The following is a 20,310-nucleotide window of genomic DNA, read 5'->3' as shown; positions in this document are numbered from 1 at the left end:
AAATAAATTAAAATAAATTTTATTGATTTAATAAATACATACCAAAAATTGTAATAATAAAATAAACTGCTAGCGTCATAGCACCTGCATAATCTTTTGCTAATCTTTGACCAACTAAAAGAAAAATTAATGATAAGGCTGCAATTTGAGTTCCTAATAAAGCTAGGTAAGTATTTCCAGTAGTTACTAAATTAAAAATACCAATAAACATAAAAGCACCCGCAATTAATTCCATAACAAGAATAATTACTAATAAAAGTGGTACAGAGTTTTTTAATGGCGAATTTTTAAAATGCTCTTTTATAAAAGAAGCATTACCATTAAAGTCGGTTACCTTATCAATTCCAGATTGTAAAAAAGTAACTATTAAAAAAAGTAAGATTAAAATCTCGGTAGCATGCTGTTGTATAAGTTCCATATAATTGATTTTGTAGCAAATATAATTTATAAATAAATAATGTAACAAAACTAAAAAAAAACGTCCTATATATATCTATTATAAATAGTATCTTTATCTATAAATTACTAATTCAAAAAAACTAAATTATGCCAATCTATTTGTATCCCGTTATTTTTTTCGGAATCATTATTTTCTTTTCATCATTTTTTACAGTAAAACAACAAACCGCAGCTATTATACAGCGATTTGGTAAGTTTCATAGTATTCGTCAATCAGGATTACATTTAAAAATTCCTTTAGTAGACAGGATTGCAGGTAAGTTGAGTTTAAAAATTCAACAATTAGATGTAATAATTGAAACGAAAACGTTGGATGATGTATTTGTTAAATTAAAAGTATCCGTTCAATATAAAGTTATTAAAGACAAAGTCTATGATTCGTTTTATAAGCTAGATTATCCACATGATCAAATTACATCTTATGTTTTTGATGTTGTGCGTGCTGAAGTACCTAAAATGAGGTTAGATGATGTATTTGTTAAAAAAGATGATATTGCTATTGCTGTAAAATCTGAGTTAAACGAAGCAATGATGACTTATGGTTATGATATTATTAAAACGCTGGTTACTGATATTGACCCAGATGCTCAAGTAAAAGAAGCTATGAATCGTATTAATGCTGCAGAAAGAGAGAAAACTGCTGCACAATATGAAGGAGATGCACAACGTATTTTAATTGTTGAACGTGCTAAGGCAGAAGCTGAAAGTAAACGTTTACAAGGACAAGGTATTGCTGACCAACGACGCGAAATTGCTCGTGGTTTAGAAGAATCTGTAGAAGTTTTAAACAGAGCTGGTATTAATTCACAAGAAGCATCAGCTTTAATTGTAATTACACAACATTATGATACCTTACAATCAATAGGTGCAGATACTAACAGTAACTTAATTTTGTTACCAAATAACCCAAATGCGGCTAGTTCTATGTTAAATGATATGGTTGCTAGTTTTGCAGCTACAAATCAAATAGGGGAGAGTATGAAGGAAAGTAAACAGCTTAAAAAAGGAGAATAACTATGATAATATCTACAACACATACCATAGAAAACAAACCAGCTAAAGAATATTTAGGAATTGTTAGTGGTGAAACAATTATTGGTGCTAATATATTTAAAGACTTTTTTGCTGGAATAAGAGATATTGTAGGCGGACGTTCAGGTTCTTATGAAAAGGTTTTACGCGAAGCAAAAGATACATCTTTAAGAGAAATGCAGGAACGCGCTAAACAATTAGGTGCTGACGCAATTGTAGGTGTAGATTTAGATTATGAGACCGTAGGTAAAAATGGTGGCATGTTAATGGTTACAGCCTCTGGTACTGCTATAAAATTTTAAAAACGAAAAACCGAAACTAATTATAGTTTCGGTTTTTTTATTATGTAAGTGAAAAGTTAATTATTTGGTTTCTTCTACTTTACTATTTTCTTCATTTTCATCATCTTTAGTAGCAGTTTTAAACTCTTTAATACCTGTACCTAAGCCTTTCATTAATTCTGGAATTTTCTTTCCTCCAAACATTAATAATACCAATGCAACAACTATAGCTATTTGCCATGGTCCTATCATTCCTAAAAATATACTATGTGAAATCATTTTTAATAAAATTTTACATTACAAAGATACAAAATTAACTTCGGTGTTCTATTACGCCACCGATTACTTTTTTATTTTTAAAAACTTCAGGTTTTCCTTTGTAAAAAATAGATCCTCCGAAAGAAACTTTAGCATCTAATGTTTCACCTGCTTGTACTTCTACTTTAGAACCAGAACCAGCACGTACATGATTTAAATCACTTACCATTAATTTATAACCATGATACATACCACCTAAATCAGCATTTACATTTTGATTTTTTGTGGTACCAGAAAGCTTAATAACGGCCCCTGATGAACTTTTAACCTTTAAATGCTTAACATCAACTACCATGTTAATAAAAGCTCCCTCTTGAGCTTTAATTTCAATTTGAGTCTGTTTAATACCTTTACCTGTAATAGTAGCACCTTCATTTGCATCAATTATTTTTAATATTGTTGCATAATTCAGTTTTACTTTTACTTTTCCATCGGCAGTAGTTTCAGGAAATTTTAATGATATTTTTAAAGTATTATTTTTATTTTTTATTGTTACTTTTTCAGCTTTTTCACCAGTAACAGTAATTTTATTTTCTGTAGATTTTATCAACTCTACATCAATTCCGTTATACACTTTTATTGTAGAAAATTCTCCTAAACTTTTTGTAATTGTTGTTTGTGCTGATGCTAAAACGGACATCAAAAACAAACATAAAAGGGTTATTTTTTTCATTTTAATTGTTGTTAATTATGGGGTATATTCAATAATTATACCAATAGTATAAAGACAAATATTAAAATTTATTGTGACAAAAAAGATATATTAATGCGAAATTAAATGAAAATCTAAATGTTTACGTTCTAAATCTGTATTTTTAACTTTAACAACCACTTCATCACCTAACTGAATTACATTGTGTGAAGATTGACCAACAATGGCGTATTGTTTTTCATCAAAAATGTAATAATCATCTTTTATATCTCTGATACGAACCATTCCTTCACATTTATTTGAAGAAATTTCTACATAAATACCCCATTCTGTAACTCCTGAAATAACACCAACAAATTCTTCATCTTGGTGATCTTTCATATATTTAATCTGCATATATTTAATGCTAGATCGTTCGGCTTTAGCAGCTAATTCTTCTCTTTGTGATGAATGTTTACATTTAACTTCATAATCATCTGCTTTTGGTGAAGTTCCACCGTCTAAATAATGTTGTAATAAACGATGCGTCATTACATCGGGATAACGACGAATTGGCGATGTAAAATGACTATAATAATCAAAAGCTAATCCGTAATGCCCAATATTTTGAGTAGTATAAGCTGCTTTACTCATCGATCGGATTGCTAAAGTTTCAACCATATTAGCTTCACCTTTTCCATGAACATCACTTAATAATTTATTTAAAGATTGTGAAGTTTTTTCTTTGGTTTCTGTATTAATTTTATATCCAAATTTATTGATAATGTTTTGTAATGAAGCTAATTTATCAATATTTGGTTCATCATGTGTACGATAAATAAAAGTATTTTTAGTTTCTTTTCCTTTAGAAAAACCGATAAATTCTGCTACTTTTCTATTAGCTAATAGCATAAATTCTTCAATAAGTTTATTAGCATCTTTAGATTCTTTAAAGAAAACTCCCACAGGATTTGCTTCTTCATCTAAATTGAATTTAACTTCAACTCTATCAAATGAAATTGCACCAGCTTTCATACGTTTTTTACGTAGTTTTTTTGCTAATTCATCTAATTTTAAAGTGGCTTCTACAATTTTTGGAGTTACTTGATATTCTTTATCTATAATTGAAACATCAAGTGGCATTGTATAAGGTTGAATATCATCAGAAAGTGTACAATTTTCTATAATAGATTGTGCCTCTTCATACGCAAATCGTTGATCTGAATAGGTTACAGTTCTACCAAACCATTGCTTAATAATTTGTGCTTTTTCATTGATTTCAAATACTGCCGAAAATGTTAATTTTTCTTCATTTGGTCGTAATGAACAAACACCGTTACTAAGCATTTCTGGTAACATAGGTACCACTCTATCAACTAAATAAACTGATGTTGCTCTCTCATAAGCCTCATCATCTAAAATAGTTTTTGGTTGTAAATAATGAGAAACATCGGCAATATGAATACCTATTTCGTAATTTCCATTTTCTAATTTGGTAAACGATAATGCATCATCAAAATCTTTAGCATCTTTAGGATCAATGGTAAAGGTTAAATCGTTACGCATATCTCTTCGTTTCGCAATTTCTGTTTCAGTAATTTCAATTGGTAAACTTTCCGCTTCTTTTTCTACTTCTGATGGAAATTCATAAGGCAATCCGTATTCTAATAAAATAGAATGAATTTCTGTTTCATGCTCGCCTGGTTTACCTAAAACTTGGGTTATTTTACCAAACGGGTTTTTAGAATTATCAGGCCAATCTGTCATTGTTGCAACCACTTTATCACCATGTTCTGCTCCATTTATTTTATTTTGAGAAATAAATAAATCAGCATACATTTTTTGATTATCTGGTATTACAAAACCAAAAGTTTTATTCATTTGTAAAACACCAACAAATTCTGTTTTATGGCGTTCTATGATTTCAACAACTTCAGCTTCTAATTTATTTGAACGTCGTTTTTTATAAACAAACGCCTTTACGGTATCTTGATGTAATCCTTTTCCTAAATTTATTGAAGGTATAAAAATATCATTTTCAAAATCATCACACATAAAATATCCGTTTCCATTAGATGTTACATCTAACGTACCAATATGATATTTACGATCTTCGTTTATTTGATATTTACCTCTATCAATTTCTTTAATTTTTTTGGTAGCTGTTAATTCAGTTAATTTTTTTAATACTTGCGTTTTTCCGTCTGTATCAGAAATTTTCATTTTACTAGCAATTTGCTTGTAATTATAGGTTTTTGAAGTATCTTCTTTAAGTATTTTAAATATATTTCGGGTTAAATCTTTAATTACTTTCCCCTTTTTTTTGTAGATTTTTTTCTTTCTAGTCATTAATCTTTCTTCTTTTTATAATTGTTACCAATTTACAAATAAATACACAGCTTTGTTTATTAAATAAGTGTTATCAATCTATTTTGTATTTTGGCGTTATTATACATTATTATTTATGATACATTCTTGGTTTGTAATTGCTAATCCAGTTTCTGGAAATAAAAAACTTTCTAAAAAATGGAAAGAAATTGAGCAATTATTAAACGAAAAAAATATCGATTTTTTTGTTGCTTTTACAACACATTCTAAACATGAAATTGAATTGGTACACACAGCTATTCAACAAGGGTATAGAAATATAATTTCCGTTGGCGGAGATGGTACACTACATCATGTAGTAAACGGAATTATGACGCAAAGATATGTAAAAACTTCTGATATTACCGTAGGTGTAATTCCTTTAGGTACCGGAAACGATTGGATTAAGACTTATAATATGCCAAATAATGTAGCTAATTCGATAAATTTAATTCATCATAAAAAAACAATTTTACAAGATGTTGGGTATTTACAATTAACAAATACTAGTGCTTTTTTTAATAATGTTGCCGGTATTGGTTATGATGGCTATGTTGTTAACAAACTAAATAAATTAAAATGTTTTGGGCCAATAGCTTATCTTTTAAGTGGTATTGCTGGATTATTATTATATAAAAAAACAATTTTTACTATTGAGGTAAATAATCTATCTATAGAAACAAAATGTTTAATGACACTTTTTGGTATTTGTAAATATTCAGCTGGTGGTATGCAATTAACTGATTATAAAGATACTACAGATGGTTTATTTGATATTACAATAGCTAAAAATTTAGCATTAATTGATTTGATTCGTAATATAAAAAAGCTATATGATGGCTTAATAATTAATCATAAAAAAGTAGAAACACATCTTTCAAACACTTTGTTAATAACTCCTAAATACGCTAAAATTCAACCATTTATACAAGCTGATGGCGAATTAATTGGTACCGGAAAAGTAACAGCATCAATAATTCATAAAGCTTTACGATTTGTAATTCCTTAAAAAGTTAAAAAAATCTTAATAAAATTGTAACATTTCTTAAAATTTTACGTCTTTATAAGTATACAAGTCGTTTTTAATGAAAAACTTACATAAAATAATAGGATTATTTATTTTTATCTTTATTACAGGTATTATTGTTACTGTAATAAGTATTAATACGACTTTAAATAAAAAAACGCCTACCAATATAGTTAAAGCTAAAGACTCAGTTTATCTTCTAAAAAAAGGAAAAAGAAACGCTTAAACACTATTAGTATCTTTTATACTTACTTATCAACATCACTAGTTTTATATATACTTTATTAAGAATTTTATATTTTAAAAATATTCTTAATTAGTAAAATATATATTCATTTTAAAATTTCAATTTTCTAAAAACTGTTATTAACATATAATATTATTTATATAAAAGATTTTTAAAATTTAAAAAAAGAAATTATTGTTATTATAGTGTGTTAATATGTAGCATAACTTAGTGTTTAAATTTTTGTCAATATCACTTATTAAATAAAATAAACATGTTATTAGTTAATTAAAAACTTTAAAATCAACTATAAAACAGAGTTATTAACAATAGTTATAAACAATAATTCACTTAATTTTATGAATAGTTAATTGATTTTATATTGTAAACAACAGGTTAATTTTATGTTGATAAATGTTTATTAGAAACTCATAAAAAAAGTTGTGTATGTAATACTTGTTCTTGTATTGTAAAAAAAATGTAAATAATCAAATAAACTTTTTAAAATCTTCTAGTAGTTCTTAACAATTAACTAATATCATTTAAGTACTTAATTTTTAAAGGCTTATTAAGAATACTAAAAAAAGCATTGTTAATTACTGTTGATAACCGTTAATAACTGTATTTTTGTAGTACACAACTAAATTAAAATCAACAAATTATGACAATTGCCATCGGAAATGACCATGCAGGTACCGAATATAAATTTGAAATTATTACTCTTTTAGAAGAATTAGGCCATAAAGTAATTAATTTTGGAACTAATGATACTAGTAGTATGGATTATCCTGATGCCATACATCCAACTGCCGAAGCTGTAGAAACCGAACAAGCTCAAATGGGAATTATTTTATGCGGTAGCGGTAACGGAGCTCAAATGACTGCTAATAAACACCAAGGAGTGCGTGCTGCTTTATGTTGGAATAATGAATTGGTACAATTAACCCGCCAACATAATAATGCAAATATTTTAACTATTCCGGCTCGTTTTGTATCATTACAACAAGCATTAGGTTTTGTAAAATTATTTTTAGCAACAGAATTTGAAGGAGGTCGTCATGCAAATAGAGTTAATAAAATAGCGTGTAATTGCTAATGATATTTAAAATAAAAACATTTAAAGAATTAACAACTTCAGAACTGTATGAAATACTTCAATTACGTTCTGAAGTTTTTGTTGTTGAGCAAGATTGTGTATATCAAGATATTGATTTTAAAGATCAAAAAGCATTACATGTTTTAGGTTTTAAAGATGATAAAATAATAGCGTACACTCGTTTGTTTGATAGTAAGCAATATTTTGATACGCCTAGTATTGGTAGGGTAGTTGTAAAAAATAGTGAACGTAAATTTGGTTATGGACACGATTTAATAAAAGCATCTATACAAGGAATTGTTGATAATTATAGCGAAAATAAAATTACAATTTCGGCACAAACCTATTTACAAAAATTTTATGAATCTCACGGATTTAAGCAAGTAGGAGAAGGGTATTTAGAAGATAATATTCCGCATATTAAGATGGTTAGAGCATAGTTATTTCTTTTTCTCTTTTTTATTTATTTTATATAACAAGTATCCAAATCCTACTATAAAATGTAAGATTATTATAGCTGCAATTATATAAATAAAAGTATTTGAATTATCTCTCATACAGTAAAATTAATCAAAAGAAAATTTTTAAAAAGTAACATAGGTTACAGTAGTTTTTCTACTTCAATAACGTCACCAGAATCCATTTTACCTAATAAAATATTTCCTACACGAACACGTACTAAACGTAGCGTAGGGCAATCAACAGCCGATGTCATTTTACGAACCTGTCTAAATTTACCTTCGGTTAAAGTAACAGAAATCCAACTCGTAGGTCCATGACGGTCGTCCCGTATTTTTTTAGAGCGTTCTGGAAAATCAGGAATATCAATTAATCGAACTTTACAAGGTTTGGTTTGGTATTTTTTACCATCAAAACCAATTTCAACACCTTTTTGTAATTGTTCAATTTTTTCTTGGGTTATTAGCCCGTTAACTTGTACATAATATTCTTTTTCTACCTTACCCCTGGTGGTAATAAAATCACTTACTTTTCCATCGGTAGTTAATAACAATAAACCTTCCGATTTTACATCTAATCTACCTACAGCCATGGTTCCTTCAGGAAAATCATGTAATTCGCCTAACATTTTATGTTTACCACCTTTTTTTTGATTGGTAATAAATTGTGATAAAAAGCCAAATGGTTTGTAAATTATAAAGTGCCTATGTTCCATGTTTTTATAAACTACTAATGGTTACCGAAAATAATTCCTTACCAGTACTTATTCTCATATTTTTTTCTGAATATTTTTGAGTTTTTAACAGTGGATATTGAGTTATAGGCTCAATACAAAGCATGTTATTAACTTCGGTCCATAACATAAAATTATTAAAGTTTTTAGTATTAATTTTTAAGCTAGGAGTATTATTTTTAATTAAAATAATTTCATCAATATTTAAAACTTTGTAAGCCGCTGAACCTACATTTAAAATTGAATTTAAAGTAATTTTTTCCTCTTCTGTTTTTATAATTTCTGTACCTAAACCCGATAATTTAAAACTCGGATGGTACCCAAACATATAAGGCATTCCTTTATCAGAGGTAATTTCAAAATCTATTTTTATGGATGTATCTGTTAATGAAATTATTTTTCTGAAAGTAAAATCATAAGGCCAAAACAAAAATTCTTGAGTTGATTTATGCGAAAATTTAGCATTTTTAACCAAGGTGTTTTTTACATATTTTTTTTCAAAAATTACCGTTGTATTATTTTTAGAAATTAATTGATAACTAAGCTCTCTTAATAATCCATGTTGATCTTGTTTGGCAATACCGTTTGTAGTATTAATAGTATAATCATTATTTTTTGTAGGCCCAATAATAGGAAACATTTCAGTATCAGAAGCATTCCAACCAGGAGCCTCTTTACTATGCATAAATTCTTTGTTATTAACAATAAAGCTAACAAGCTCACCATTATTTATAGTAGCTAAACTTAGGGTATTTTTTAAAATAATAATCGCACTCATTTTTTTAAATTTAAATGAAAACAATAATACAAATATTGTAACATAAAAGGTAGTAAAATAAAAGTAGTTTTTCATAACTTAGCTGCTCTTATTTTTAATATAATTAGCACGATTTATGGCAGCAGATAAAGAAAAAGAAGCAAAACTAAAAGCGCTGAAACTTACACTTGATAAGTTAGATAAAACTTATGGTAAGGGAACAGTTATGAAACTGGGTGACAGTCAAGTAGAAGATATAGATGCAATTTCATCAGGATCTTTAGGATTAGATTTAGCTTTAGGAGTAGGAGGATATCCTCGTGGAAGAGTTATTGAAATATACGGACCAGAATCATCAGGTAAAACAACCTTAACAATACATGCAATTGCCGAAGCTCAAAAAGCAGGAGGTATAGCTGCTTTTATTGATGCAGAACACGCTTTTGATCGTTTTTATGCAGAAAGTTTAGGAGTTGATACTGATAATTTAATTATTTCACAACCAGATCATGGTGAGCAAGCCCTAGAAATTGCTGATAATTTAATTAGATCAGGTGCTGTTGATATTGTAGTAGTCGATTCGGTTGCTGCTTTAACACCAAAATCAGAGATTGAAGGTGAAATGGGAGATTCTAAAATGGGATTACATGCCCGTTTAATGTCGCAAGCCTTACGTAAATTAACAGGTACTATTAGTAAAACAAAATGTACTGTTATATTTATTAACCAATTACGTGAAAAAATTGGGGTAATGTTTGGTAACCCAGAAACTACAACTGGTGGTAATGCATTAAAATTTTATGCTTCTGTTCGTTTAGACATTCGTCGTAGAACACAAATAAAAGATGGCGACAGAGTTATTGGTAACAGTACCAAAGTAAAAGTGGTAAAAAATAAAGTAGCACCACCTTTTCAAATTGCAGAATTTGACATTATGTATGGTAAAGGAATATCAAAAGTTGGTGAAGTTTTAGATATTGGTGTAGAATACGGAATTATAAAGAAAAGTGGTTCATGGTTTAGCTATGGAGATACAAAATTAGGGCAAGGTAGAGATGCCGTTAAAAACTTAATTAAAGATAATCCTGAATTAATGGAAGAACTTGAAGGTAAAATAAAAGATGCTATTGAAAATCAAGAATAAGTTTTAAATTAAAAGGTTTATTTATTAAAAAAGCTGTTGAGAAATCAACAGCTTTTTGTTTAGTATATTAATATAAATTTAGATTTTAAAAGAATGATTTACATTTCAGAAAACATACATTTAAAAGAAATTTTGAATACAGATTCAGAGATTTTTTTCAGATTAATGAAAGAAATTTATCCACCAGCTTATAGTCATTTTTGGAAAGATGGAGGAGCTTGGTACGTAAATACGCAATACTCAAAAGAAAAATTTAATAATGAACTTTTAGATAAAAAATCTGAAAATTATTTTGTGATTTTTAACAATGAAATAATAGGTAATTTTAGAATTATTTGGGAAGAAAAACTAGGAGATTTTAACACCAAAAAATGCGTAAAATTACACCGTATTTATTTACATAAAAAAACACAAGGCAACGGAATCGGTAAAAAATTATTAAGTTGGTTAGAAAATCAAGCTATTAAAAAACAATATGAAATAGTTTGGTTAGATGCGATGGATGCGCAACCACAAGCTTTTGAATTTTATAAAAAATTCGAATACCAATATTATTCACATTGTTTTTTATGTTTTGAACTATTATATGATGAGGTTCGTAAAATGAGTCAACTTTATAAAAAAATAACTTAAACTCCCGTACTACCAAAACCACCTGTACCACGTGCAGTTTCATTTAAAAAAGTAACTTCTTGCCAGTTTACACGTTCGTGTTTTGCAATAACTAATTGTGCAATACGCTCACCATCATTTACTATAAAAACTTCATTAGATAAGTTTACCAAAATTACACCAATTTCACCACGATAATCAGCATCCACAGTTCCAGGAGCATTTAAAACAGTAATTCCTTTTTTAGCTGCCAATCCGCTTCGCGGACGTACTTGTGCCTCAAATCCAACAGGTAAAGCGATAAATAAACCAGTTTTTATAATAGTTCTTTCTAAAGGTTTTAGTGTAATTGCTTCTTCAATATTTGCACGTAAATCCATTCCGGCAGAAGCTTCAGTTTCATAAGTAGGAGTTTGATGTTTTGATTTGTTGATTATTTGTACGTTCATTCGATTTAATTTTTTTAATATTCAAATATAATACCCTTAAGGTTTAGATAGTAGTATATAGTTTTATTAATTTTGTATAACAAACAAACTACGATATGAGTAAGCAAGCTAAAATAGCAGTTTTAGGTGGCGGAAGTTGGGCTACTGCCATTGTAAAAATGTTATCTGAAAATTTAGACACTATTGGATGGTATATGCGAAGTATATATGCTATTGAACATATAAAACGTAATAAGCATAACCCTAGTTATTTAAGCTCTGCAGAATTACATCCAAAACAATTAAATTTATCAGAGGATATGAATTATATCGTTAAAAATTACGATATATTAATTTTTGCAATTCCTTCTGCTTTTGTAAATACTGAACTCGAAAAATTAACTGCATCATTAAAAAATAAAATAATTTTTTCAGCAATTAAAGGAATTGTACCTGAAACAGGATTGATTGTTGGCGAACATTTTCATCAAAAATATAATATACCTTTTAATAATATTGGGGTAATTACTGGGCCTTGTCATGCAGAAGAGGTTGCAATGGAACGTTTATCGTATTTAACTTTAGCTTGTCAAGATCAAGAAAAAGCAACCGATTTAAGTAAGTACATTTCGGGGCGTTATATAAAAACTAAAATATCTGATGATATTATTGGTACCGAATATGCAGCTATGTTAAAAAATATTTATGCTATTGCAGCTGGTATTGCTCATGGTTTAGGATATGGTGATAATTTTCAGGCAGTATTAATGAGTAATGGTATAAGAGAGATGAAACGTTTTATTAAAAAGGTACATAAAATGAAACGTAATATTAATAACTCAGCTTATTTAGGTGATTTATTAGTTACCGGATATTCCGTTTTTAGTAGAAATAGAATGTTTGGTAACATGATTGGTAAAGGCTACACTGTAAAATCGGCAATGTTAGAAATGAGTATGGTTGCTGAAGGATATTATGCTACTAAGAGTGCTTTTGAAATCAATCAAAAAAATGGCGCAAAAACTCCTATAATTGATGCTGTGTACAATGTGTTATACGGTAAAAAAGAAGCGAAAGATGAGTTTTTAAAGTTAACAAATAGATTAGATTAGTTGTTTGCATTTGTACAAATAATCCTTCTTAATAAAAAGAAGTTGACCCATCAATCGCTTCTGTAATTTAGTTGTGTAGGTTTTGTATAAGAAACAAATTTAATTTAAAATTCTGATTAACAAATATTTTTGTAGTATTTATTACAAATATTTAAAAATAGATTAATTTTACTGTTAGTTATATTTTAATTATTTTTGTTTAAAATTAAACAAATAAATGAAAACAATTCAAGAAGCCGTAGAAATTACAATAAGAAAAACTCCTTTTATTGAAGAGGCTTTAAATGAAAAGTTAATCAATGTATCTTCGTTAGCAAGAGTTGTACTACCAGAAGTATCTAAATTACTTAAAAAGGATGTAAAGGTTGGTGCAGTTATGATGGCTATAAATAGATTATCACCTGCAAATGAACTTCGTGTTCGAAAAAATATTAAAAAATTAGCACTCGATTTAGGAGACGTTATTGTTCGATCTGATTTATGTGATTTTACCTTTAAAAATACGCCATCATTATTAAAAGAAATTGCTAAAATTTTAAGTAAATCAGCTGATAGTAATGATTACTTTTTAACGGTTTCTCAAGGAATTTTCGAAACAAATATTGTTACCAGTAAAAATTTACAACATTATGTAGAAGAAATTTTTAAAAGTGAAACATTAATAAATAATGTTAATGATTTAGCTTCTATAACCATTAAACTTCCTAAGGATAACTTAGAACAGTCAGGGATTTATTACTTTATTTTAAAGCAATTTGCTTGGGCAAATATTGCTGTACAAGAAGTAATTTCTACAACTCATGAAATGACGATTGTTGTAAAAGAAGAAGATGTAAACGAAACTTTTGCTATTTTGATGGACCTAAAACTGAATTAATAAAATGGATAAAAAAGATCCTTACGCATCACTAAGAATCAAAGAGTTTAATATTTTTCTTTTAGTTCGTTTTGCGTTAGTTTTTGCATGGTCTATGCAATTTATTATTATCGAATGGCAAGTGTATAGTATTACTAAAAATCCGTTATCATTAGGTATTATAGGTTTAATGGAAGTAATTCCGGCGGTATCAATGGCATTATTTGCAGGGCATATTGTTGATCAGAAAGAAAAACGAAATTTACTAGCACTCTGCATCGGTGCCTTTTCTTTAATAAGTTTAGGCTTATTTTTTTTAACACTACCAAGTTTTATTGAAGGATGGAAAAAAAACACAGTGTTATATGCTATATACGCATTGGTTTTTTTTGGTGGACTTTTACGTTCATTCTTTGGACCAACTATATTTTCATTAATAGCCTTAATAGTACCTAAAAAATTATATCCTAATGCAGCAACCTGGAGTAGTTCTACTTGGCAAATGGCCTCGGTATTAGGACCCGCTTTTGCTGGTTTTACCATTTCGTGGATGGGCGTTCATTGGTCACTTTGTATTGTTTTCGGATTAGTATTATTCTCTTTCTTAATGGTATTTTTTGTAAAAAAGAAACCAATATTAAATCCAAAAATTGGAGAACCAGTAATGAAAAGTTTAAGAGAAGGGGTTCGTTTTGTATTTAAAACAAAAGCTATTTTGGGTGCCATTACTTTAGATATGATTTCGGTACTTTTTGGAGGGGCAGTAGCTTTATTACCTATATATGCGCAAGATATTTTAAAAGTAGGACCTGAAGGTTTTGGTGCCTTACGCGCAGCACCAGCAATAGGAGCTTTTTTAACAATGTTAATTACTGCTTATATACCTATTAGTAAAAATGCTGGAATGAAGCTATTAACGGCTATTTTTGGCTTTGGTATTTGTATTATTGTATTTGGTTTGTCATCCGTATTTTGGATTTCGATACTTGCTTTATTTTTTAGTGGTGTTACCGACGGAGTTTCAATGGTAATACGTCAAACAATTTTACAATTAAAAACTCCCGATCATATGCGAGGTAGAGTAGCTTCGGTAAATTCGATGTTTGTTGGTTCTTCTAACGAATTAGGCGCTTTTGAAAGTGGTGTTACAGCAAAGTTAATGGGAACGATAACAGCTGTTGTTTTTGGCGGAACTATGACCTTAATTACCGTTGTAACTACAGGAATTATAAACCCTACATTACGAAAGTTAGATTTAACAAAGGATTTAGAGGCGCATGAAAATATAACATAAAAAAAAGAGGTAGTATTTTAAAATACTACCTCTTTTTTTTTATTGTTAAAATTAGAAATTTAATTTATGACATATCCATATAACTAATTTTAGTAATAAGATTTGATGTTTGATCAAATTCGATATTCACAAAAATATCACAATCTTCGCAAGTTGAATATAAAATACTTTTAGCACCATTTCTTCCTACGCTAAAAACAATAGTACCTAATTTACTTATATTATCTCCAATAGTAATATTTATATCTTTAATAGCCAAAGTAGCATCCTTACTATTTACTTCAAATGATTCTATATAAGGTTTGCTTTTTCCAAGAGTTGAAAAATCAATTTTAAGGCCATTAAAAACAAAATAATAATACGTTTCGTTTTCGTCAACTTTATATGAAGTTACTGCACCTAATAAGGTTTCAACTTTGGGTTGATTACCTTTAGTTTTTTTTAAATCAACTAATTTTGCACTATTTATTTTAAGATTATCAAAATCAGTATCAGATATAATATTTACTGATTGAGCAAAACTTATAAAGCTTGTGAATAGAAATAATACAACTATAATTTTTAGTTTCATCTTACTGAAATTTAGGGGATAACAATAGCTTTTTAATTTTAAAAAAATTAAGGTCAGCAAAGATACAATATTATTGTTATTTATATATTATTTGAAATTTACGGCTAAATCTATTTTACTTTCTAACTCTTGTAGTTGTATTTCAGTAGCTGCTTCAGACCAATTAAAGTATTTAACAAACTCATTTAAAATTGCTTTTTTATAGGTGTCTACACTTGGTTTATCAAAAAATAGACGTCCGGTACGCCTCATAAAAAAGTCAGTTGGTGTACAAGTCATTTCATGATTAATGGTAAACCAAACTTCGGCTTTTAATAAACGAAGTTCTAAATTAGTTTCTTTTAATTCATCAAACTTATCAATAATAATGTCGGTTTGTTTTCCATAATTATGTATTAAATAAGCAGCATCTGTTTTTGTAAATCCATAATTTTTTAGATTTTTAAAAACTTGATTGATATAGATATTTACAGATTTATAATTTTGAAATGGTCCGCCAGCTAATACAATTTCTTCGGTTTGTATTGGGTCAAATTCAGATTCGAAACGACGCTTCATTTTTTTAGCAACCATATCAACAATACGTTCTGCCATTTTACGGTATCCTGTAAGTTTACCTCCAGCAATTGATATTAGTTTGGTGTCTGAAACAAAAATTTCATCTTTACGAGATAATTCTGAAGCCGATTTACCTTCTTCATGTATTAAGGGACGTAAGCCTGCCCAAGACGATTGTATATCATCTAAAGTTAAAGTAACATTTGCAAACATATTATTTACCGCTTCAATTAAATACAAAGCATCAACAATTGAAGTTTTTACTTCATTTTTATCTTGTTGATAATTGGTATCAGTAGTACCAAAATAGGTAACTTTTCCACGAGGAATAGCAAACATCATTCGACCATCGGGCACATCAAAATAAACCGATTGTTTTACAGGTAATTTATCATGAGCTACCACCAAATGTACACCTTTTGTTAAGTGTAATCTTTTACCAATTTTAGAGTTGTTAATTTGTCGTAATTCATCTACCCAAGGTCCTGCGGCGTTTACTACATATTTAGCATTAATATTGTAGTTTTCATTTGTAAATTCATCAGTAACTTTTGCGCCAACAACTCTATTTTTTTCATAGATAAATTCGGTTGCTTTTGTATAATTTAATACTTGCGCATTGTATTGAGTGGCTGTTTTTAAAACTTCTATGGTTAAACGCGCATCATCAGTACGATATTCGGCATAATAACCAGCACCGTTTAAAATAGCTGATGGTAACAAAGGTTCTTTTATTAAAGCTTCATTTTTTGTTAACATTTTACGCTTATCATCTCCTTCAACTGCAGCTAAAACATCGTACACTTTTAGGCCTACAGAGGTTAACCACGAACCATAAGTTCCACCATCAATAAGTGGTAAAATCATTTTTTCAGGAACCACTAAATGTGGTGCTAATTTATGTACAATGGCACGCTCGGTACCTACTTCTTTTACCAACCAAAAATCAAATTGTTTTAAATAACGTAACCCACCATGTATTAGTTTGGTTGATTTACTGGAGGTACCAGAAGCAAAATCGTTTTTTTCAATTAAAGCAACTTTCATTCCTCGAGAAGCGGCATCTAAAGCAATACCTGCGCCGGTAATTCCGCCACCAATAATTAAAATATCATATTCGGTTTCTTGTAATTCTTTTTGAATATTTTTTCGGTTGAAAAAAGAAAAATTGTTCATAGGTAGCTTTTTATGTAACAAAAATAAGAAAAAAAAGAGCTGAATAATTTCAGCTCTTTTAAAAAGATTTTTTAAAGATAAAATAGTATTAATTAGTTATTTTTTTCCAATTTTTATTGGCTTGTTTCCTTAATTTTTCAGGGTTTTCTTGTTGCCAAAGTTTTAAGGTATTGGTTCCCCAAGAATTGTAAAACAAGTACAATTTATGGTTTCTAATTTCAAAGGTTTTTGGATTAATACTTACTTTTTTTCCTGTTTTACCAATAGCATATGCACAATAACCACCATATTGAGGAATATATTTTACTGGGTTTTTTTGAAATAATTGTAAGTTTTTTTGTGATGAAAATAAAAAAGAGACGCCTTTGTATTTTGCGCTAATTTTTTTATTTCCTTTTACAGCTTTATTTGAAAAATAAGCAACCACGTCATAACCATTTGCTAGTACTCCATTTTTAGTATTGTACTCTTTTTGTTGACTGTATATAGTGGTCGAAAATAAAAAAAGAAAGAGATATAAAAACTTCATGTTATTTATTTTTTAAGGTTTTCCAATTAATATCTCCTTTTTCTCTTCTTTTTTCAACATCTCCTTCTTGCCAATTTTCTAAAACACTACCAATCCATGGATTATAAAAAAGGTATAATTTATGATCTCTAATTTCATAAAATTCGGGATCGATGTACATTTTTTTATTTCTTTCAGCTACGGCATACGCACAATAACCACCATATTGCGGAATATATTTTGTCGGGTTTTCATTAAAAGTCTGTAAGTTTTTTTCGGTTGAAAACTTAAATTTTACACCATCATATGTAGTTTGAAATTTCTTTTTACCTGTTAAAGGTTTTTTATTTACAAAATAAGAAACTACATCATAACCTTCAGCAACAAAGCCTTTTTTAGTATTATAACTTGTTTTTTGCGCAGCTAAATTAAAACTAGCTGTTATGAATAGTAAAACTAGTAGATTTTTCATAAAAAGTAAATTTTTATGAAAGTCGAGAATCAAATAGAAACCTTACAAAATAATTACAAAACCATTAAATTACAGCCACGTATATCAGAATTATCAAAACGACCAATAACCTCAAAGTTATTGTCAGTGTATACTTTTCCTAAATCTTGGGTTGCAATAAAAGAACAAGAATTATAATTAGCTAAGTCGATAACATTAATTCCGCCTGATTTTTCTTTTGGTAAAATAGTTAAAGCATCTTCAGTATCTCTAATTAAAATACTCATCCAAGGCGGGCAATTAAAAACACCATTTCCTTTAGAGTAAGCTTGACTTAACAATTCGGTCATTCCATATTCTGAGTGAATTTTTTGAACACCAAAACCTTCTCCTAAAATTTGATGTAATTCGTTTCTTATAAGCTCTTTTCTTCTTCCTTTCATTCCACCTGTTTCCATAATAATGGTGTTTTTAAGGATAAATTTTTGCTGTTCAATTAAATCTAATAAAGCAAAAGAAACGCCAATAAGTAGTATTTTTTGACCTTTTTTATCTAATTCAATTAGTTTTTTTGCTAATTCCTCTAAATTATCGAGGTAAAAACCACTTTCAGGTTGTTCAGATTTTTTAATTAAATCATCAACCATATACACCAATGAAGACCCTTTTCTTTCTAAATAATTAGGTAATAATGCTAAAACAACATATTCTTTTATATCTCCATAAAAATGATGAAAACCTTTTAAATAACTGGTTTCATACCACGATAAATCTGTAACATGATGTTTACTAGTTATACTTCCTGTGGTTCCAGAACTGGTAAACGTTTCTTGAATTTTATCAGAAGATGAAAGTATTTTTTTATTTTTAAAAAATTGAATTGGTAAAAAAGGAATTTCTTCAATTTTTGTTACATCAGAAGGGTGTACATATAATAAATCACAAAAAGAACGGTACACTTTATTGTTTGTAAACTGATGTTTAAAAACATCTAAAGCAACTTGTTTAAATTCTTCTTTTGATTGTATGTTAAATATTTGATCTTGCATTACAAGACAAAAGTAACTTATTCTTTATAAATTTTTACTACTAAATCACCTTTGTCGTTCATTGAAGCTCTATACATCCCCGCGGTATTAAATTCAAAAGACATGTTTCCATTTTTATCTAAAGCCACAACACCACCAGTACCACCAAGCGCAGTAAGTTTATTTTGAATAACATCTCTTGTTGCGTTTTTTAATGTTTTTTGTTGATACTCCATTTGTGCAGAAATATCATAAGCTACTTGCCCTCTAATAAAATATTCACCCCAACCAGTTGAAGAAACACCACAAGTTTTATTGTTTGCATAAGTACCAGAACCAATAACAGGTGAATCACCAATTCTACCCCAACGTTTATTAGTCATTCCACCAGTAGAAGTTCCAGCAGAAATATTTCCACTTTTATCTAAAGCTACACAACCCACAGTTCCGAACTTTGCATTTTTAATATCAGCATCATAAAAAGTAGCCTTTTTATCGTCGTGATCTAAAGCTGTTTTATTTTTATCTTTTATTCTTTGAAGAGATTTAAAACGTTTTTCTGTATAAAAGTAACTAGGATCAACAATTTCTAACCCTCTTTCTTTAGCAAAAATTGCTGCACCTTTTCCTGAAAGCATAACATGGTCTGAATCTGTCATAACTTTTATAGCTAATTCTATTGGACTTTTTACACTTGTTACACCTGCAACAGCACCAGCATTTAATGTTCTTCCATCCATAAAAGAAGCATCTAATTCATTCGTTTCTTCGTGCGTAAAAACAGCTCCTTTACCAGCATTAAATAATGGAGATTCTTCCATAATTTGAATACTTTTCATAACTGCTTCTTGACTTGTACCTCCATTTTTAAGGATAGTATGACCAATTTTTATAGCTTCTTCTAATTTAGTCTTATAAGCAGCTTCATTTTCATCAGACATATTTTTCTTTAAAATAGTTCCTGCACCACCATGAATTATAATAGCAAAATCATTTATTTTTTTAGAAACTTCTTTTGTTGATGGTGTTTTTTCTGTTTTACAACCAAATGATATTAAAAAAATTGAAGTAATGAAAAGAAGTTTCCTCATAATTAAATGTTTAAAATTAAACAATAAGTATTGTTTTTGTTGAATTTAGATATATGTAAATTTATTTGTAATTTCGTTCTTCGAATGTAAACAAC

General features: G+C 28.6%; 24 protein-coding genes. 11 read left to right on the top strand and 13 right to left on the bottom strand.

Annotated elements, in window-relative coordinates; genetic code table 11:
* Nucleotides 1–19 precede the first annotated feature (19 nt).
* Nucleotides 20–418, bottom strand: a complete 399-nt coding sequence (locus BA195_RS02315) for a DoxX family membrane protein (protein WP_068702035.1) — start codon at nucleotides 416–418, stop codon at nucleotides 20–22.
* 128 nt (nucleotides 419–546) lie between these two features.
* On the opposite strand from BA195_RS02315, the gene BA195_RS02310 reads away from it, so the two are divergent.
* Nucleotides 547–1,473: an SPFH domain-containing protein gene (locus BA195_RS02310; protein WP_068702033.1), complete on the top strand. Its 927-nt coding sequence runs from the start codon at nucleotides 547–549 to the stop codon at nucleotides 1,471–1,473.
* Nucleotides 1,474–1,475: 2 nt separating this feature from the next.
* A complete protein-coding gene (locus tag BA195_RS02305; protein ID WP_068702031.1) occupies nucleotides 1,476–1,793 on the top strand; it encodes a heavy metal-binding domain-containing protein in 318 nt (105 codons plus the stop codon).
* 60 nt (nucleotides 1,794–1,853) lie between these two features.
* Here BA195_RS02305 and BA195_RS02300 read toward each other — a convergent pair whose 3' ends face one another.
* The 3 genes from BA195_RS02300 to rnr all read right to left on the bottom strand — a co-directional run bounded on the left by BA195_RS02300 (nucleotide 1,854) and on the right by rnr (nucleotide 5,070).
* Nucleotides 1,854–2,051: a Sec-independent protein translocase subunit TatA/TatB gene (locus BA195_RS02300; protein ID WP_068702029.1), complete on the bottom strand. Its 198-nt coding sequence runs from the start codon at nucleotides 2,049–2,051 to the stop codon at nucleotides 1,854–1,856.
* A 34-nt stretch (nucleotides 2,052–2,085) separates the two neighbouring features.
* Nucleotides 2,086–2,763: a head GIN domain-containing protein gene (locus tag BA195_RS02295; RefSeq protein ID WP_068702027.1), complete on the bottom strand. Its 678-nt coding sequence runs from the start codon at nucleotides 2,761–2,763 to the stop codon at nucleotides 2,086–2,088.
* A gap of 90 nt (nucleotides 2,764–2,853) precedes the next feature.
* Nucleotides 2,854–5,070, bottom strand: coding sequence for a ribonuclease R (rnr, locus tag BA195_RS02290; protein ID WP_068702025.1), 2,217 nt, complete (start codon nucleotides 5,068–5,070; stop codon nucleotides 2,854–2,856).
* Nucleotides 5,071–5,185: 115 nt separating this feature from the next.
* On the opposite strand from rnr, the gene BA195_RS02285 reads away from it, so the two are divergent.
* The 4 genes from BA195_RS02285 (at nucleotide 5,186) to BA195_RS02275 (ending at nucleotide 7,877) form a co-directional block, all read left to right on the top strand.
* The gene (locus tag BA195_RS02285; RefSeq protein WP_068702023.1) at nucleotides 5,186–6,097 is read left to right on the top strand and encodes a diacylglycerol/lipid kinase family protein; all 912 of its coding nucleotides are present in this window, start codon (nucleotides 5,186–5,188) and stop codon (nucleotides 6,095–6,097) included.
* A gap of 76 nt (nucleotides 6,098–6,173) precedes the next feature.
* Nucleotides 6,174–6,341 (top strand): hypothetical protein, encoded by a 168-nt coding sequence (locus BA195_RS14305; protein ID WP_176714940.1) that lies wholly within the window; start codon nucleotides 6,174–6,176, stop codon nucleotides 6,339–6,341.
* A 661-nt stretch (nucleotides 6,342–7,002) separates the two neighbouring features.
* Nucleotides 7,003–7,437 carry a ribose 5-phosphate isomerase B gene (gene rpiB / locus BA195_RS02280; RefSeq protein WP_068702021.1) on the top strand — a complete coding sequence of 145 codons (435 nt, stop codon included), beginning with the start codon at nucleotides 7,003–7,005 and terminating at the stop codon, nucleotides 7,435–7,437.
* Nucleotides 7,437–7,877, top strand: coding sequence for a GNAT family N-acetyltransferase (locus tag BA195_RS02275; protein WP_068702019.1), 441 nt, complete (start codon nucleotides 7,437–7,439; stop codon nucleotides 7,875–7,877). The genes rpiB and BA195_RS02275 overlap by 1 nt, the downstream gene beginning before the upstream one ends.
* A gap of 161 nt (nucleotides 7,878–8,038) precedes the next feature.
* On the opposite strand, the gene BA195_RS02270 is transcribed toward BA195_RS02275, so the two are convergent.
* Together BA195_RS02270 and BA195_RS02265 are read right to left on the bottom strand one after the other, a co-directional pair.
* Nucleotides 8,039–8,611 (bottom strand): pseudouridine synthase, encoded by a 573-nt coding sequence (locus BA195_RS02270; protein ID WP_068702017.1) that lies wholly within the window; start codon nucleotides 8,609–8,611, stop codon nucleotides 8,039–8,041.
* A 4-nt stretch (nucleotides 8,612–8,615) separates the two neighbouring features.
* Entirely contained in the window at nucleotides 8,616–9,407 is a 792-nt protein-coding gene (locus BA195_RS02265; protein ID WP_068702015.1) for an aldose epimerase family protein, read from the bottom strand.
* 115 nt (nucleotides 9,408–9,522) lie between these two features.
* On the opposite strand from BA195_RS02265, the gene recA reads away from it, so the two are divergent.
* Entirely contained in the window at nucleotides 9,523–10,530 is a 1,008-nt protein-coding gene (gene recA, locus BA195_RS02260; protein ID WP_068702012.1) for a recombinase RecA, read from the top strand.
* Between the two features lie 93 nt (nucleotides 10,531–10,623).
* On the top strand, nucleotides 10,624–11,163 hold the full coding sequence (locus tag BA195_RS02255) for a GNAT family N-acetyltransferase (RefSeq protein WP_068702010.1): 540 nt from the start codon (nucleotides 10,624–10,626) through the stop codon (nucleotides 11,161–11,163).
* On the opposite strand, the gene dut is transcribed toward BA195_RS02255, so the two are convergent.
* Nucleotides 11,160–11,591, bottom strand: a complete 432-nt coding sequence (gene dut, locus BA195_RS02250; RefSeq protein WP_068702008.1) for a dUTP diphosphatase — start codon at nucleotides 11,589–11,591, stop codon at nucleotides 11,160–11,162. The two genes, BA195_RS02255 and dut, sit on opposite strands and share 4 nt — an antisense overlap.
* Nucleotides 11,592–11,686: 95 nt before the next feature.
* Between dut and BA195_RS02245 the strand changes: the two genes are divergently transcribed.
* The 3 genes from BA195_RS02245 (at nucleotide 11,687) to BA195_RS02235 (ending at nucleotide 14,832) form a co-directional block, all read left to right on the top strand.
* Nucleotides 11,687–12,682, top strand: a complete 996-nt coding sequence (locus tag BA195_RS02245; protein WP_068702006.1) for an NAD(P)H-dependent glycerol-3-phosphate dehydrogenase — start codon at nucleotides 11,687–11,689, stop codon at nucleotides 12,680–12,682.
* Nucleotides 12,683–12,899: 217 nt separating this feature from the next.
* Entirely contained in the window at nucleotides 12,900–13,559 is a 660-nt protein-coding gene (locus BA195_RS02240) for a hypothetical protein (protein WP_068702004.1), read from the top strand.
* A gap of 4 nt (nucleotides 13,560–13,563) precedes the next feature.
* Complete coding sequence (locus BA195_RS02235) at nucleotides 13,564–14,832, top strand: MFS transporter (RefSeq protein WP_068702002.1); 1,269 nt, start codon at nucleotides 13,564–13,566, stop codon at nucleotides 14,830–14,832.
* Between the two features lie 64 nt (nucleotides 14,833–14,896).
* Here BA195_RS02235 and BA195_RS02230 read toward each other — a convergent pair whose 3' ends face one another.
* From BA195_RS02230 to BA195_RS02205, 6 genes are all read right to left on the bottom strand, one after another.
* Entirely contained in the window at nucleotides 14,897–15,403 is a 507-nt protein-coding gene (locus BA195_RS02230) for a hypothetical protein (RefSeq protein WP_068702000.1), read from the bottom strand.
* Between the two features lie 87 nt (nucleotides 15,404–15,490).
* Nucleotides 15,491–17,137 carry a glycerol-3-phosphate dehydrogenase/oxidase gene (locus BA195_RS02225; protein ID WP_068701998.1) on the bottom strand — a complete coding sequence of 549 codons (1,647 nt, stop codon included), beginning with the start codon at nucleotides 17,135–17,137 and terminating at the stop codon, nucleotides 15,491–15,493.
* 88 nt (nucleotides 17,138–17,225) lie between these two features.
* Complete coding sequence (locus tag BA195_RS02220) at nucleotides 17,226–17,666, bottom strand: YHS domain-containing (seleno)protein (RefSeq protein ID WP_068701996.1); 441 nt, start codon at nucleotides 17,664–17,666, stop codon at nucleotides 17,226–17,228.
* A gap of 1 nt (nucleotide 17,667) precedes the next feature.
* Entirely contained in the window at nucleotides 17,668–18,117 is a 450-nt protein-coding gene (locus BA195_RS02215; RefSeq protein WP_068701994.1) for a YHS domain-containing (seleno)protein, read from the bottom strand.
* A 53-nt stretch (nucleotides 18,118–18,170) separates the two neighbouring features.
* Entirely contained in the window at nucleotides 18,171–19,145 is a 975-nt protein-coding gene (locus tag BA195_RS02210) for a LuxE/PaaK family acyltransferase (RefSeq protein ID WP_068701992.1), read from the bottom strand.
* A 17-nt stretch (nucleotides 19,146–19,162) separates the two neighbouring features.
* The gene (locus tag BA195_RS02205; RefSeq protein ID WP_068701990.1) at nucleotides 19,163–20,215 is read right to left on the bottom strand and encodes an isoaspartyl peptidase/L-asparaginase family protein; all 1,053 of its coding nucleotides are present in this window, start codon (nucleotides 20,213–20,215) and stop codon (nucleotides 19,163–19,165) included.
* Nucleotides 20,216–20,310 lie beyond the last annotated feature (95 nt).

It is taken from the genome of Tenacibaculum soleae (genome assembly GCF_001693415.1).
Taxonomy (GTDB): domain Bacteria; phylum Bacteroidota; class Bacteroidia; order Flavobacteriales; family Flavobacteriaceae; genus Polaribacter; species Polaribacter soleae.
This window is presented reverse-complemented; position numbering and strand designations above follow the sequence as displayed.